At 70.6% G+C, this 13,518-nt stretch carries 13 protein-coding genes; 7 read left to right on the top strand and 6 right to left on the bottom strand.

All coding sequences use genetic code 11. The features are described from left to right. Window positions 1-147 precede the first annotated feature (147 nt). The 5 genes from D7W82_RS10010 (at window position 148) to trxA (ending at window position 5,073) form a co-directional block, all read left to right on the top strand. Window positions 148-804: an LON peptidase substrate-binding domain-containing protein gene (locus tag D7W82_RS10010; protein WP_120618121.1), complete on the top strand. Its 657-nt coding sequence runs from the start codon at window positions 148-150 to the stop codon at window positions 802-804. A 126-nt stretch (window positions 805-930) separates the two neighbouring features. Then, a complete protein-coding gene (nadE, locus tag D7W82_RS10005) occupies window positions 931-2,823 on the top strand; it encodes an NAD(+) synthase (protein WP_120618120.1) in 1,893 nt (630 codons plus the stop codon). A 201-nt stretch (window positions 2,824-3,024) separates the two neighbouring features. After that, window positions 3,025-4,179 carry a hypothetical protein gene (locus D7W82_RS10000; RefSeq protein ID WP_199727719.1) on the top strand — a complete coding sequence of 385 codons (1,155 nt, stop codon included), beginning with the start codon at window positions 3,025-3,027 and terminating at the stop codon, window positions 4,177-4,179. Window positions 4,180-4,356: 177 nt separating this feature from the next. Continuing rightward, a complete protein-coding gene (locus tag D7W82_RS09995; protein WP_014400210.1) occupies window positions 4,357-4,680 on the top strand; it encodes an FKBP-type peptidyl-prolyl cis-trans isomerase in 324 nt (107 codons plus the stop codon). A gap of 9 nt (window positions 4,681-4,689) precedes the next feature. After that, entirely contained in the window at window positions 4,690-5,073 is a 384-nt protein-coding gene (trxA, locus tag D7W82_RS09990) for a thioredoxin (RefSeq protein WP_120592013.1), read from the top strand. A gap of 37 nt (window positions 5,074-5,110) precedes the next feature. Here trxA and D7W82_RS09985 read toward each other — a convergent pair whose 3' ends face one another. Continuing rightward, on the bottom strand, window positions 5,111-5,998 hold the full coding sequence (locus D7W82_RS09985; RefSeq protein ID WP_120618118.1) for a hypothetical protein: 888 nt from the start codon (window positions 5,996-5,998) through the stop codon (window positions 5,111-5,113). Window positions 5,999-6,115: 117 nt separating this feature from the next. Between D7W82_RS09985 and D7W82_RS09980 the strand changes: the two genes are divergently transcribed. Then, window positions 6,116-8,638 (top strand): TonB-dependent receptor domain-containing protein, encoded by a 2,523-nt coding sequence (locus D7W82_RS09980; RefSeq protein WP_120618122.1) that lies wholly within the window; start codon window positions 6,116-6,118, stop codon window positions 8,636-8,638. Next, window positions 8,635-9,447, top strand: a complete 813-nt coding sequence (locus tag D7W82_RS09975) for a hypothetical protein (protein WP_120618117.1) — start codon at window positions 8,635-8,637, stop codon at window positions 9,445-9,447. Before D7W82_RS09980 ends, D7W82_RS09975 begins: the two co-directional genes overlap by 4 nt. A gap of 1 nt (window position 9,448) precedes the next feature. Here D7W82_RS09975 and D7W82_RS09970 read toward each other — a convergent pair whose 3' ends face one another. From D7W82_RS09970 to D7W82_RS09950, 5 genes are all read right to left on the bottom strand, one after another. Beyond that, window positions 9,449-9,985 (bottom strand): Uma2 family endonuclease, encoded by a 537-nt coding sequence (locus D7W82_RS09970; RefSeq protein WP_120618116.1) that lies wholly within the window; start codon window positions 9,983-9,985, stop codon window positions 9,449-9,451. A 128-nt stretch (window positions 9,986-10,113) separates the two neighbouring features. Next, window positions 10,114-11,094, bottom strand: coding sequence for an Ig-like domain-containing protein (locus D7W82_RS09965; protein ID WP_120618115.1), 981 nt, complete (start codon window positions 11,092-11,094; stop codon window positions 10,114-10,116). Between the two features lie 184 nt (window positions 11,095-11,278). After that, window positions 11,279-12,019 (bottom strand): putative metal-binding motif-containing protein, encoded by a 741-nt coding sequence (locus D7W82_RS09960; protein WP_120618114.1) that lies wholly within the window; start codon window positions 12,017-12,019, stop codon window positions 11,279-11,281. Window positions 12,020-12,148: 129 nt separating this feature from the next. Then, window positions 12,149-12,784, bottom strand: a complete 636-nt coding sequence (locus D7W82_RS09955) for a hypothetical protein (protein WP_120618113.1) — start codon at window positions 12,782-12,784, stop codon at window positions 12,149-12,151. Between the two features lie 113 nt (window positions 12,785-12,897). Further along, a complete protein-coding gene (locus D7W82_RS09950) occupies window positions 12,898-13,488 on the bottom strand; it encodes a hypothetical protein (RefSeq protein WP_120618112.1) in 591 nt (196 codons plus the stop codon). Window positions 13,489-13,518 lie beyond the last annotated feature (30 nt).

The raw sequence follows: 13,518 nt of genomic DNA, 5'->3' as shown, positions 1-13,518 counted from the left end.
GGGCTGGGGGGAAGGCTCGGTAGAGGACATTCGGGGGCGCACCCTAGCGGAACCCGGGGCCCTTGCCACCGGGACCCCGGGCCCGGATGCCTGCCTGATTGGAATGCGCCCCATGCCCCGGGGGCTTACACACGGGGAAGGGTGACCATGACCGCACAAGAAACCGTGGAACGCGCCGCCGGTGCGCTGAAGGTGTTTCCCCTGCCGTCGGCGGTCCTGTTCCCACACACCGTGATTCCCCTGCACATCTTCGAGCCGCGCTACCGGGCGCTGGTGAAGGACGCCCTCGCCACGGACCGGGTGCTGGCCCTGGGCCAACTGGAGCCGGGCTGGGAGGGCAACTACGAGGGCCGTCCGCCGCTGCAATCCCTGATGTGCGCGGGCGTCATCGTCTGGGACGAACAGGTGGAGGACGGGCGCTACAACATCCTCCTGCAGGGCGTCAGCCGGGTACGGATGGTGAAGGAGCTGTCGCCGGACACGCTCTACCGTCAGGTTCGCGCCCAGGTGCTGGCGGATCCGCCCTACACCGGCCCGGAGGAGGAGCAGCTGCGCCAGGCCGTCTTCGAGTTGGCGGGCCGGGTGCCGCCCTCGTTCGCGGAGAGCCTGCTGCCGGTGGCCGCGCGCGCCGGTGGGGGCATGCTGGCGGACGTGGTGGCGTCCTCGCTGGTGCCGGAGCCCGGACGGCGGCAGGAGCTCCTGGGCGAGCTGGACGTGCGCCGCCGCCTGGAGCAGGTGCTGGTGGACGTGAGCGACCTCTTGAGCCAGCTGCAGCCGGTGCGCCCCAGCGGACCCATGAACTAGCTTCCGGCCCTCCATGCCGGGGAACTGAACGCCCCGGAGCCCGGGGCCGCAGCATCCGCTTGCCCTGGCCCCCCCATGCGCGCATTGCTCGGGGCATCACGCCTTCTTGAGGGAGAGCGACGCACCATGCGGCTCGTGAAGATTGGCATCGCCAGCGTCAACACCACCGTGGGCGCCTTCCAGGCGAACACCGACCGGGTGCTGGACCTGGCGAGGAAGATGGCGGCGGAGGACGTCACGCTGGGCGTCTTCCCTGAACAGGTCATCGCCGGCTACCCCGCGGAGGACCTGGTCCAGTGGCAGGGCTTCATCGACCACCAGTGGCCGGAGCTGGAGCGCTTCGCGAAGGAGACCGCTTCCCTGCCGCTGGTGAGCATCCTGGGCGTGGGCGTGGCCCACCAGGGCGTGCGCCTCAACTGCGCGGCGGTGGTGGCGGGCGGCAGGATTCTGGGCCTGGTGCCCAAGGAGAAGCTGCCCACGTACAACGTCTTCTATGAAGGCCGCACCTTCGGCCACGGCCAGCCGGGCATGGCGGAGAGCCACCGGGGCGTGCCGCTGGGCGACTATCTCTTCCAGTTCGACTTCGGCACCCTGGCGCCGGAGGTGTGCGAGGACATCTGGAGCGCGGATGGCCCCATGCGCCGGCGCGCGTACTCCGGCGGCGAGCTGGTGGTGAACCTCTCCGCGTCCCCCTTCCGGCTGGGCTTCTGGGAGACGCGCCGCGAGCTCATCGCCACGCGCGCGTCCGACCACCAGGTCACCATCGCCTACGCGAACGCGGTGGGCAGCAACGACGGCCTCATCTTCGACGGCGGCGGCTTCATCAACCAGAACGGCCGCCACGTGCTGGAGACGCCGCGCTTCCAGCAGGGCTTCACCTCCGCCGTGGTGGACCTGGACCGCACGCTGCGCCTGCGCACGGAGAACACCACCTGGCGCGTGGACCGCGAGGACTGGGTCACGGCCGGTGGCAAGCAGGTGCCCACCCTGGACTGCACGCAGGCGGTGAAGACCGAGCGCCAGACGCTGACGTACCCCGTGCCCGCGCACCGCAGCTTCTTCCTGCCCGCGCCGGACACCCGCCGCACCGCGCGCGCGGCGCTGTGCGAGGACATCCTGGACGCGCTGTCGCTGGGCGTGGGCGACTACTTCGAGAAGACGCGCGCCTTCAAGCTGTTCGGCATCGCGCTGTCGGGCGGACGGGACTCGCTGCTCACGCTGCTCATCGCGCACCGGTACGCGAAGCGCGCGCGGCCGGACAACCCGGGCTCGCTCATCCAGGCGTTCTACATGCCCAGCCCCTACTCCAGTCAGCAGACGCGCGACGCGGCGGAGACCATCGCGCGGGAGCTGGGCGTGCCCTTCCAGGTGGTCTCCATCGAAGAGGCCTTCGAGCGGGAGAAGGCCGCCGCCCAGACGATGCTCGGCGAGACGAAGCTCACCCCCATCACCGAGCAGAACATCCAGGCCCGCATCCGCGCCCAGCGCATGTGGAACTGGAGCAACTCCTGCGGGGGCCTGTTCTTGCAGACGGGCAACATGAGCGAGAAGTCCGTGGGCTACACCACCATCGGCGGCGACCTGATGGGCGCGCTCGCGGTCATCGCCAACGTGCCCAAGACGGTGGTGATGTACCTCCTGGACTACCTCCAGGAGACCACCGGCTACGAGGGCATCCGCAAGGTGCTGGCCAAACCCGCGGGGCCGGAGCTGGCGCATGATCAGGTGGGCGAGGAGGAGCTGATGCCCTTCCCCATCCTGGACGCGTGCTTCTACCTGCACGCGGGCGAGAAGCTCACCCCGTCGGAGATGCGCACCGCGCTCACCGCGATGTTCCCGGAGGTGGATGCGGAGCGGCTGGGCGGGTACGTGGACCGCTTCGTGCGCCTGTTCCATCAGTCCATCTACAAGTGGGTCCAGGCGCCGCTGTCGCTGCACATTGGCAACCTGGACCTGGACCGTGAACGCGCGCTGCAATTGCCTGTCGTCACCGGTTCGGCCTGGCTGCGCAAGGCGTGACGGATGTCCATGGACGTCTGTCTTTGACGGTGGATAGGGGGGCGTTCGAGCCCTCCGTCCCCGTGAAGTGGCTCTGAAGCCACGCCTTCCCCCCTGGAGGGCAGGCGGGCAGGTCAGCTGTCTTTGACCTTCCGCGCAAGGCTTGCCGGATGTCCCTCTCACGACAACCTTCATGTCAGTCAGTCGACGATGGAGGGTTGGATGAAAGCGAAAATTCTGGCGGGCGCCATCGCGGCGCTCATGTATGGGACGGGCGCAGGTGCGGCGGAGAAGGATTGCCCTCCAGGGCAGACCGCGGTCCCCAAGGACCAGCAGAACAAGGACACGACGGCGCAATCCTCTCAGGGCGGAGTCCAGGAGGAGGACCTCCTCATCGAGGAGACGCCGGTGGATGAATCGCTTCAGGGCACGGGCGGCAGCGGGTCGCTCGATGAATCCTCGAAGCACGGCAAGGACCTGGGCACCAGCGACCAGGGCGTGAGCAGCACCGGTGGCAGCGGCGTGGTCTACCTGAACACGCCGATGCGCTGCGAGCCGATCAAACCGTCAGGGACGGGCGGCAGCGGCTCCGGAGTGGGCGGAAGTGGCTCCAGCGGCATCACGCCGCAGAGCGAACAGCCCGCGCCGCCTCCCGCGGCGGAGCCTCCTGCGCCTCCGCCTCCGCCTCCGTCCGGCACGAGCAGCGGTGGCATGAGCCAGCGTGACAGCTCGCTGTACGGCGAGCAGGCCACGGGCGGCAGCGGCGTGACCACGCCGCCTCCGGCCTACACGCCCTCGGCGTCAGCCAATGAGAACATCCAGCCGCTGGAGGTGGAGAAGAAGGACAAGAACGACAAGAAGGGCCTGACGCTCCTCATCGGTGGCGGTGTGGAAGGCTACACCGGCGCCCTGGCTCCGCAGATTGCCCCCGGCCCCTCCGCGGCCGTGACGGCGTCGCTCAAGCCGACGTCCGTGCTGGGTGTCGAAGTCGGCTACTCCGGCGCGTTGAACAACATCAAGAACGCGGGCTCCGCGGGCGCGGATGACGGTCCGGACCTGGTGCGCAACGGTGGCCAGGCGGCCCTGACGCTCGCCGTGACGCCGACGGCGGTGCAGCCGTACCTCCTGGGCGGCATCGGCATCAGCAACTACCACTTCCGCGGCGGTGAGTCGCTCGGCTACAGCGACGACACCGTGGGCAACATCCCGGCGGGCGTGGGCGTGCGCGGCCACTTCGGCCACTTCACCGCGGACCTGCGTGGCTACTACAACTTCCTGTTCGACAAGCAGTTCGCTCCGGACATCGATCCGGGCGGCAGCGACCCGTCGGGCGGTGGTAGCTACACGACCACGCTGAACGTGGGTGGCACGTTCTAGACCTGAAGGCAGGGTCTCCATGGCAGGAGCTGACGGCGGGGTGTCCGGAATCATCCGGTCCCCCGCCGTCACTTTTTTATTCCGCCACGGGGTGGGGCATTCAGGGAGGCGGGAGGCTGCGCCCGGCGTTAGAGTGCGCACTTTTCCATGGCGGATTCCCGCCTTGAGGAGCCTGGCATGAGCTTGGGAGTGGAAGACGTGAAGGTGGGGACGGGGGCGGAAGCGGTCGCCGGCAAGCGGGTGACGGTGCACTACGTGGGCACGCTCACGGACGGCAAGAAGTTCGACAGCAGCCGCGACCGCGGGCAGGGCTTCACCTTCGGGCTGGGCGCGGGCCAGGTCATCCAGGGCTGGGACCAGGGCGTCGCGGGCATGAAGGTCGGCGGCATCCGCAAGCTCACCATCCCGCCGGAGCTGGGCTACGGCTCGCGCGGCGCGGCCGGTGTGATTCCCCCCAACGCCACCCTCCTGTTCGAGGTGGAGCTGTTGGACGTTCGGTAGGAGGACCTCATGGCGACGCTCGAAATCACGAAGGACAACTTCAAGGAGACGGTGGGCAAGAGCGGCATCGTCATCCTGGACTGGTGGGCGACCTGGTGTGGCCCCTGCCGCGCGTTCGCGCCCATCTTCGAGAGCACCTCCAACAAGCACGCGGACGTCGTGTTCGGGAAGATCGACACCGACGCGCAGCCGGAGCTGTCCGGTGCTTTCGAGATCCGCTCCATCCCCACGCTGATGGTGTTCCGGGACGGCATCCTGCTGTTCGAGCAGCCGGGCGCGATGCCGGCGGCGGCGCTGGAGGACCTGCTCCGGCAGGTCCGCGCGCTGAACATGGATGACGTGCGGCGCGAGGTCGAAGCGCAGCGCGCCGCGAAGGAAGCGCCCAAGGCCTGAGGGTCCGCCGGGCCCTCCCTTTCGTGACGGGGAGGCCCTACGGCGCGGCGACGGTGCAGACGCCGCCGCCGTTGAGGTGCGCCTGATCCACGATGCTCTGGGTGATGAACTCCTGGAGCGTGCGCAGGGCGTAGGCGCCGGGCTGGTAGACGACGGGCTGGCCCTGGGCGTCGCGCAGCTCGCCGCCGTCCAGCCCGCGCAGGTCAAGCAGGTCCTGGGACGCCAGCCCCTCCGGCGTGATGGCGTGGTTTGCGTCCGCGGTGGCGGCGATGGCCTCGAAGCGCAGCTGCACGCCGCGGTGGGTGCCCAGCCGGTCGTAGAACATGTGCTCGGCGTGGATGGTGACCTCCGCCTCCGCCACGGAGCTCTCCGGCACGACGATGCCCTGGGTGCCGTCCACGCCGTTGATGCAGTCCACCATCCGCGCGTCCACGGGGAAGCCCATGCGGAAGGTGTAGACGCCCAGGGTGGGGTCGCGGTTCTGCGCGCGGCCCTCCACGAAGTAGCTGAAGCCCCGCTCGCGCATCATCGCCAGGTCGTCCGCGGACACGGACGTGCCCGCCACGGTGCGGGCCTCCGGAGGGCTCACGCGGAAGGCCACGCCGTAGCGCCCCGCCTCCAGGCCCGTCAGGCCGGTGAGGGGCACGTCCCCCTTCTGCACGTCCACCAGCAGGTGCTCCGTCGTGGCATGCACGTCGCCGGCCGCGGAGGTGAGGGTGAAGTCGCCCAGGGACACCAGGTATTTGGTGAACTGCACGGACCAGCCGTCCTGGAAGAGGTGATCCGCGTAGCCGCGCTGCGTGCCGTCCCCGCCGCTCAGCGACACGCGCACGTCGCCCCTCGCCACGGCGTCGCCGCAGCCGGAGGCCATGAGCGCCAACGCGCCTGGCAGCAGGCCCCGGGTCCACTTGCTTTGTTGGTTCATGCATCAGGTTGGTATTTGTAACTATGTTGCAAGTCAAGTCTGGGTTGCGATATCCACGGACGGCCGTTGGAGAGGCCGCCCGCGCCGGGTGGGCCCCGGAGGCCGAGGTCGTTGCCCGTGTTCATCCCGACGCTGGTGCTCTGGTTGTTGAGCGCGTCGCCCGAAGCGCCCGTGACGCCGCCCGTTCCCGTGGAGGCACCGCCGCCCGTGATGCCGGCGGACGTCCCGCCGTTGACGGAGGCCGTGCGGGTGCTGCTGCGCCTGACCATCGACAGTGGGGGAGAGGTGTCCCGGGTGGAGGTCCAGGAGTCCGGGGGCGCCGCGTTCGACCGGGCCGCGATGGCGGCGGCCCTGCGCTGGCGCTTCCATCCCGCGCGCCAGGGAGAGGAGCCGCTGGAGGTGCGCGTGGACGTGCCGGTGACGTTCGAGCCGGTGGCGGAGGCCATGCCGCTCGCGGAGGAGCGCCCTCCGTCCGTGCCTCCGGCGCCCACGGGCTCGGAGCCGCCAGGGCTCGCGGAGACGGAGCTGCCCACGGCACCCGCGAAGCCGGAGCCGCCCGCGTTCTCCACCACGGTGCGTGGGCGGTCCGCCGCTCCGCCTCCGGTCGCCGTGGGGGACTTCCACATCACGGTGGGGCAGCTGGCGGACGTGCCTCGCAACTCGGCCACGGACCTGATGCTGCTGGCGCCGGGAGTGATGCTCGCCAACCACGGCGGGGAAGGGCACGCGGAGACCGTCTATCTGCGTGGCTTCGACGCGGGCGAGGGCAAGGACGTGGAGATGCGCCTGGACGGGGTGCCCCTCAACGAGGTCTCCAACGCCCACGGTCACGGCTACGCGGACACGTACTTCATCATCCCGGAGCTGGTGCAGTCCCTGCGCGTGACGGAGGGGCCGTATGATCCATCCCAGGGCGACTTCGGCGTGGCGGGCACCGTGGAGTACCAGCTGGGGCTGGAGCGGCGGGGCGTCACCGCGTCCGCCAGCTACGGCGGCTTCGCGTCTCGCCGGCTGTCCCTGGTGTGGGGCCCGCCCGAGTCCACCGCCGCCACCTTCGTCGGCGTGCTGCTGCGCCAGGGGCACGGCTTCGGCCCCAACCGCGCATACGCGAACGCGGGCCTGATGGCCCAGACGGAGCTGCACCTGGGCCCGGAGACGAAGCTGCGCTTGTTCGGCGCGAGCTACGGCGCGCGTTACTCGTCCGCGGGCGTGGTGCGGGAGACGGACGTCGTGGACGCCCGGCTGCCGTGCGGGCCGGACGCGGACTCGCAGTTCTTCTGTCTCTACGACCCGAACCAGGGCGGCGCGAGCCAACGCCACATGGCCTCCGTGGAGCTGACGTCCCGGCTGGAGCGCGGAGGCCGCTTCGTGCAGCAGGCCTTCGCCATCGCCCGGCAGATGCGCAGCCGCGAGAACTTCACCGGCTTCCTCCAGGACACGCCGCCCATCGGCGAAGCCCAGCGCGGCGACAACACGGAGCAGTCCTATCAGGGCACCACCGTGGGCCTGCGCGGCCGCTACACGCCGGGCCTCACCGGGTGGGGCCAGCCGCAGCCGGTGGAGCTGGGCTACGTGGCCCGCTACGACAACGTGCACACCCGCGCGCGGCGACTGCGCGACAAGGGCGGCGCGCCCTACGCCACCGTGTTCGACAACCAGGTGCGCGTGACGAACCTGGGCGCGTACCTGTCCCTGCGCGGCGCGCCGCTGGAGTGGCTCACGCTGCGGGGCGGCGTGCGCGTGGACACGTTCCTGTTCGGCGTGGAGGACCTGAACCGGCCGGCCGAGGACCGGCAGGGGGCTCGCATCCCGGAGGAGTCCGTGGAGGCCTATGGCTTCTTCGCCAGCCCTCGCGCCAGCGCGGAGGTGCGCCTGACGCCGCGCCTCACCTGGCTGACCAGCGCGGGCCTGGGGGCGCGCTCCAGCGACGCGGCCGGCCTGTCCGACGCGGAGTTCGCGCCCTACGCGCGGGTGACGTCCGGGGAGACGGGCCTGGGCTGGCGGTGGGGTGACGGTCCGTCCTCGCTGGAGCTGCGGAGCGCCGTGTTCGCCACGCGCGTGTCGCAGGACCTGGTGTTCAGCGAGACGACGGGGCGCAACCAGCCCATGGGCCCGTCGCAGCGGCTGGGCGCGTTCGGCAGCGCGCGCTTCCAGTGGGAGCAGCACCTGGACGTGCAGGCGAGCCTCGCGTGGGCCCGCGCGACGCAGCCGTTGCCCGGGGCCTCGCCGTGGAAGCTGTGGGACGGCGCGGTGCTGCCGTACATCCCGCAGGTGCTGGGGCGCGTGGACGCGTCGTGGCGGGGCTCGGCCACTGTGGCCCGGCAGCCGGTGGGGTGGAGCGTGGCGCTGGGGCACAGCGCCATCGGGCCCAAGCCCCTGCCGTTGGATCGCTACAGCGAGTCCATCTTCCTCTTCGACGTGGCGGCCCGCGCGCGCTGGCGCGCCGTGGAGCTCGGCCTGTCCGTGGAGAACCTGCTGGACGCGCGCTGGCGCGAGTCCGAGTTCAACTACGTGTCCAACTTCCGCGGCCCCGACGCGCCCGCGTCCCTGCTGGCCACGCGCCACTTCTCCGCCGGTGCCCCCCGCACCGTGCGCGGCACCCTCACCGTGTACCTGGACCTCCAGGAGGACCCGCCATGAAGCGCTGCTCCCGTCGTGCCTTCACGTGGATGTTGGGCGGAGCGCTCGCGGCGGGCTGTGGCCTGTCCGGCACCGGTGGCCGGAGCATCACCTTCCGCATGGGGCTGCGCACGGCGCTGGCGTCCGGTGAGACCACCGTCGGTGAGTTCACCACCGACACCGGCTGGCGCGTGACGCTCACCACCGCGCGCCTGGTGCTCGGGCCCATCTATCTGTTCGAGAAGGCCTCGCCCCTCCAGCCCCAGGCCCTGCTGCGCCGCCTGGGAGACGTGCTGCTGCCCACCGCGCACGCGCACGAAGGGGACTTCTTCTCCGGAGGCCGCGTGCTGGGCGAGTGGGACCGCGAGGTGGTCTTCGACCTGCTCGCGGACGCGGGACAGGCGCGCGTGTTGGGGCGCTCCCCTGGCGTCGCGGGCATGGCGCGGTCGCTGTCGCTGCTGCTCCAGCCGCCGTCGAGCGCCCTGGGCGCGGAGGCGGACGTGATGCAGGGGCGCTCCCTGTTCCTGGAGGGCGTCGCGACCCAGGCCGCGGTGCGCGTGCCCTTCCGCGTCGCGATGGACTTCCCGCCGCCCGTGGAGCTCCAGCGCGTGGACTTCGTGCCCATCGAGGTGGACCTGGACGACGAGGGCCTCTTCGTCCTGGAACCCCAGCCGCACCGTTGGTTCACCGGCGCGCGCTTCGACCGGCTGACGGTGCCCGCGGATGGGACGCCGGTGGACGTGGGGACGGACGCTCAGGTGTATCGGGCGCTGAGCGTCAACGTGCGCCGCTTCGACGCGTTCACGGGCGCGTGGGAGCCCGCGGCGTGATTCACACCTGCGTCCAGAACGGCGCCAGCACCAGGTCCGCCTTGCCGAAGGGGTCGGCGCGCACGCGGTCCTCGCTCACGAAGGTGTTCAGCAGCACCCAGCGCCCGTGGTCCTGGCGGAGCACCTCCACCACGCGGTGCACGGGGTTGATGATCCAGGCGTTGCGGATGCCCGCGCGGGCGTAGCGTGGCAGCTTGAGGGTCAGGTCCAGCTTCGCGGTGGCGGGCGTCAGCACCTCGCAGATCCAATCCGGCACGCGGTCGATGAACGAGCCATCGGGCAGGGTCGGCGGCCGTCCGCTCATCCACCCCGCCAGGTCCGGGACGAGCACGTCCTCGCCCAACAGCAGCCGGGGCTCGGAGGTCCACCACCAGCCCTCCGGCGCGCGTCCCATGAGCGGGGTCATGCCCTGCTTGCGCGCGATGGGCGGCGACGAGACGTAGAGGACGCCATCCAGTGCTTCGCCCACCAGGTAGTGGGGCAACGTCTGCACTTCCTCGTAGGGGGCGAGCGTCCTTCGGGTAGCGGCGTGGCGCATGCGGGAGGCCTCCGGATCCGAGAGATACCGTCACCGTAGCGGTCAGCCCTTCACGCGGCATTGGACCGGCGGGGCGGCCCACCTTGTCCTGGTGGACGCACGCCCTCCCCGCGGGCCGTGTGGGATTGCTATTCGCGCTCCAGCACGAACTGGATGTGCTCCGAGCCCACGGGGCCGAACTGGAGCAGATGAATCTGATCCCCCGGCTCCGACGTGAACGTCAGCGTGTGCGTGATGCCGGCGCAGATGAACCGCACGGGCGCGAGCACCGACGCCACGTCCGTCCCCGCCGTGTCGTTGGTGACCTTCGTGGGGACCTCCTGGTTCAGGTAGAGCGTGACGTGCTCGGCGTTCTCCGGGTCGGAGATGAAGCCCGTGTAGCCGCCGAAGCCCGTCTCACCCGGGCGCAGGGTGACGTCGTAGCGCGCGTGGCCGGTGTGCGTGTCGGGCGGGAAGTCGAAGGGCGTGCGGCCCGCGGTGACCGCCTCCGGCGTGTTGACGAGCGTGTGCGTGCACGCGTGCTCCAGCTCCGGGTCGCGCTCGCCGGTGGTGAAGTCCAGCGCGGTGTCTCCGTCCAGCCCCACGGTGGCCGCTGACAGCGCGAGTCCGGCCGCGTCCCTCAGCGCGTCCAGCGCCAGGGCGTGGTGCGTGGAGACCTCCAGCGGCCGGGTGCTCTCCTCGGTGCGCGGCACGGTGACGGTGAGCGTGCGCGCGTCCGCGGACCAGGTGCCGGTGAGGACGCGGGCGGGTGCGGTGGTGTCCGTGCGGTCGTGCAGCGTGACCTGGGCAATGGATGGATCCATGGGCTCGCTGAAGGTGAGCGTCAGCACCTTGCGGAAGGCGATGCCCGGCGTCTGTCCGGACGCGTCCAGGTACATCTCCAGCGGGTAGACGTCCGTCTCGCCCTCGGCGGGGCGGGAGGTGGTGACGGTGGCGGTGGACGCGGTCGTGCCCGCGTCGGTGCCCGCATCCGTCGACGTGCCCGCGTCGGTGCCCGCGTCCGTCGAGGTGCCCGCGTCCGGCGTGACGATGGAGTCGTCGTCATCGCAGCCGGTCAGTGTGAGGGCGGCGCAGGTGGCGAACAGGAAGGTGGCGGAGGAGAGACGCATCGGGGGAGTCCTTCGTGCGGTGGTGCGGGCCCGCGGCGGAGGCGGTGAGCCGCGTTGGGAGAAGCCGTGAAGCGGGCGCGTCATCGAGCGCCCTCCGGGAAGGGCCCGCGCCGGAGCGCCGTTCCGAGGTGAGGTGCTCCGGCGCGGGAGCGGACCTTGTCAGGCCCGCGTCAGGGGACGGCGGTCAGCACTGCGACCCGTCGCAGTTGTCGTCGATGCCGTTGCCACAGATTTCAGCGGCGCCCGGGTTGATGCTCGCCGCCGTGTCGTTGCAGTCGAAGCGCTGCGTCGTGTAGCCGGAGGGCTGCGTGCACGCGGTGAGGACGGACACGGAGTTGTTGCCGTACCCGTCACCGTCCGCGTCCTGGTAGTAGCGCGTGCGCGTGTCGTTGAGGAACTCCGGCACCACGGTGAGCGCGTTGCCGGACGCCGGCCCCGCCGCGAGGATGTACGTCGTTCCCGCCGTCAGGTCGTAGACGGACACGTGCGTGAGCGAGCACCCCGAGGACGACACGCTGTGCGTCAGCGCGGCGGGCACCGTGGCGCTGGTGGCGCCGTTGACGACGGTGAAGGCCACGTTCTGCGTCCGGTAGAACGCGTACGAGCCGGTGGTGGCCGGCACGTACGTCACGGAGCCCTCGGCGCCGGCCGGCAGCGCCAGGTCATAGGCCCTGTGCTTCGTGCTGATGGCGGGCGCGCTGGTGACGCGCGTGGCGCTCGCCGTGACGGACACGTGGTCCGTGGGGTTGCCGGCGTGGGCGCACGCGTGCGTGGTGATGCCCGCGCCCAGCGACGTGCAACCGGCCTCCAACTCCTGCGAGTCCTGCGCCTCGAAGGAGGCCTCCGGCGCCTCCTCCATCGGTCCGCAGGCCGTCAGGCCGAGCGACAACAACGCGCCCAGCGCGATGCGCTTCATCTTCAACATGGGTGTTTCCTTTCGGGATGCCGGACGCGGCGGGGTGCCAGGCGGCCAGGAAGCCGCCGGTGCGTCCGGTGACTCACTCATGCCGTAAACGCAACTTGGTTGCAATAATGGCCGGTGCGATTCAGGCCGTCACTGGAGGTGCTCGATGACGAGCCCGAGACTCGTGAGCGGGGTGGGGCCGAAGGTGACGGTGTACTGGACCTTGTCCGTCAGCTCGTAGCCGACCATGTGCTTGAGGCCGTCGCAGAAGCCGCCCGTGGCCTGGGTGCCCAGGGGCTCCACGACGCGCTCGCCCTCCTTCACGGTGACGGCGACGCCGGGCGTGCTCAGGTAGAGGATGAAGTCCCCGCTCGCCCAGGCCTTGAAGCTGAAGGTGCCCACGGACTGGCCGTTCTCCGGGCGTAGCTGGACGGTGTAGTGCGTGTGGAAGTCATCCACGCGCGGCTGCCGCTCGGGCGACGCGGTGACGGTGGCGAAGGGGCCGTTCGTGACGTGCCAGCAGGCGTGCTCGCCGCCGTCCCCGAAGTCGAAGTCCGTGCGCGGCACGTAGTCCGGGTCCGCCACGCACGACAGGCCCTCTTCGCTGGCCACGTAGCCCCGGTGGCAGTGGCACCAGTCGCCCTCAGGCTCGCGGTGGATGTGGCCGTTGGGGGCGCATGGGTCGCCCTGCTCGTGGGGCGTGCCGGGCGGTGCGTCGTCGCCGCCGCAGGCGGTCAGGACCGCGAGGCCGCCGGCCAGGAGGAGGGCTGGAAACGGGGTACGCATGGGGCTGCCTCATCTGGATTCTTGATGTAGATGCAACTGGGATACAGAAGTTTTTGGATGTTGGGAAGGCCCGTGGACCTTGGAGGCGTCCACGGGCCTTCACTCACGCGGGCCTACTCCTCGTGGTGGTCGTGGCCCGTCTCCTCGATGAGGAGCATGAACGTGGCGGGCTGGGGCACGATGGCCGCGAAGTCCACGCGGTAGTCCACGCCGCCCTCCAGGTCGGCCGTGACGGCGGTGCGCAGGTTGCCGCAGACCTCCTGCGGGACGTGGTAGCGGCACTCGAGGCCGACCTCTTCATTCGTGGCCGCGTTGAAGACGCGGACGGCGCGGTAGCCGGAGGTGAGGAAGGCGTACTCGGTGGACTCTTCCGGGGTGAAGATGACGGAGCCCGCGTAGGCCAGCGTCCACTGCTGGTAGCTGATGGCCGGCAGGGTGACGTTGTACGCGGTGTGCCCCAGGCTCACGTCCACGAAGGACGGGCCACCATAGGGCGCGGCGGTGACGGACTCGAAGGGACCGTATTCGGCGTGGATGCAGGCGTGCTCGGCCACCTCCGCCAGCTCCTCCGTGTCCTCACAGACGGCGAGCAGCTCCGACTCCTGGGTGACGGGGGACTGGGTCTCCGGGGTGGGGGCTTCTTCGGTACCGCAGCCGGCGAGCAGGACGACGGCGCCAGCGGCGAGCAGGGCATTCTTCAACATGGGGGACTCCTTGGGTGGGTGCGGCGGGTG

The sequence above is a fragment of the Corallococcus sp. CA049B genome (assembly GCF_003611685.1).
GTDB classification, from domain to species: Bacteria; Myxococcota; Myxococcia; order Myxococcales; family Myxococcaceae; genus Corallococcus; species Corallococcus coralloides.
Note: the sequence above shows the minus strand (reverse complement) of the source record. Positions and strands in the feature narration are given on the sequence as shown.

Bases quoted from the DNA above. Each gene is read 5' to 3' on its own strand.
- D7W82_RS10010 (WP_120618121.1), top strand. From the start codon at position 148: ATGACCGCACAAGAAACCGTGGAACGCGCCGCCGGTGCGCTGAAGGTG.
- nadE (WP_120618120.1), top strand. From the start codon at position 931: ATGCGGCTCGTGAAGATTGGCATCGCCAGCGTCAACACCACCGTGGGC.
- D7W82_RS10000 (WP_199727719.1), top strand. From the start codon at position 3,025: ATGAAAGCGAAAATTCTGGCGGGCGCCATCGCGGCGCTCATGTATGGG.
- D7W82_RS09995 (WP_014400210.1), top strand. From the start codon at position 4,357: ATGAGCTTGGGAGTGGAAGACGTGAAGGTGGGGACGGGGGCGGAAGCG.
- trxA (WP_120592013.1), top strand. From the start codon at position 4,690: ATGGCGACGCTCGAAATCACGAAGGACAACTTCAAGGAGACGGTGGGC.
- D7W82_RS09985 (WP_120618118.1), bottom strand. From the start codon at position 5,998: ATGAACCAACAAAGCAAGTGGACCCGGGGCCTGCTGCCAGGCGCGTTG.
- D7W82_RS09975 (WP_120618117.1), top strand. From the start codon at position 8,635: ATGAAGCGCTGCTCCCGTCGTGCCTTCACGTGGATGTTGGGCGGAGCG.
- D7W82_RS09970 (WP_120618116.1), bottom strand. From the start codon at position 9,985: ATGCGCCACGCCGCTACCCGAAGGACGCTCGCCCCCTACGAGGAAGTG.
- D7W82_RS09965 (WP_120618115.1), bottom strand. From the start codon at position 11,094: ATGCGTCTCTCCTCCGCCACCTTCCTGTTCGCCACCTGCGCCGCCCTC.
- D7W82_RS09960 (WP_120618114.1), bottom strand. From the start codon at position 12,019: ATGTTGAAGATGAAGCGCATCGCGCTGGGCGCGTTGTTGTCGCTCGGC.
- D7W82_RS09955 (WP_120618113.1), bottom strand. From the start codon at position 12,784: ATGCGTACCCCGTTTCCAGCCCTCCTCCTGGCCGGCGGCCTCGCGGTC.
- D7W82_RS09950 (WP_120618112.1), bottom strand. From the start codon at position 13,488: ATGTTGAAGAATGCCCTGCTCGCCGCTGGCGCCGTCGTCCTGCTCGCC.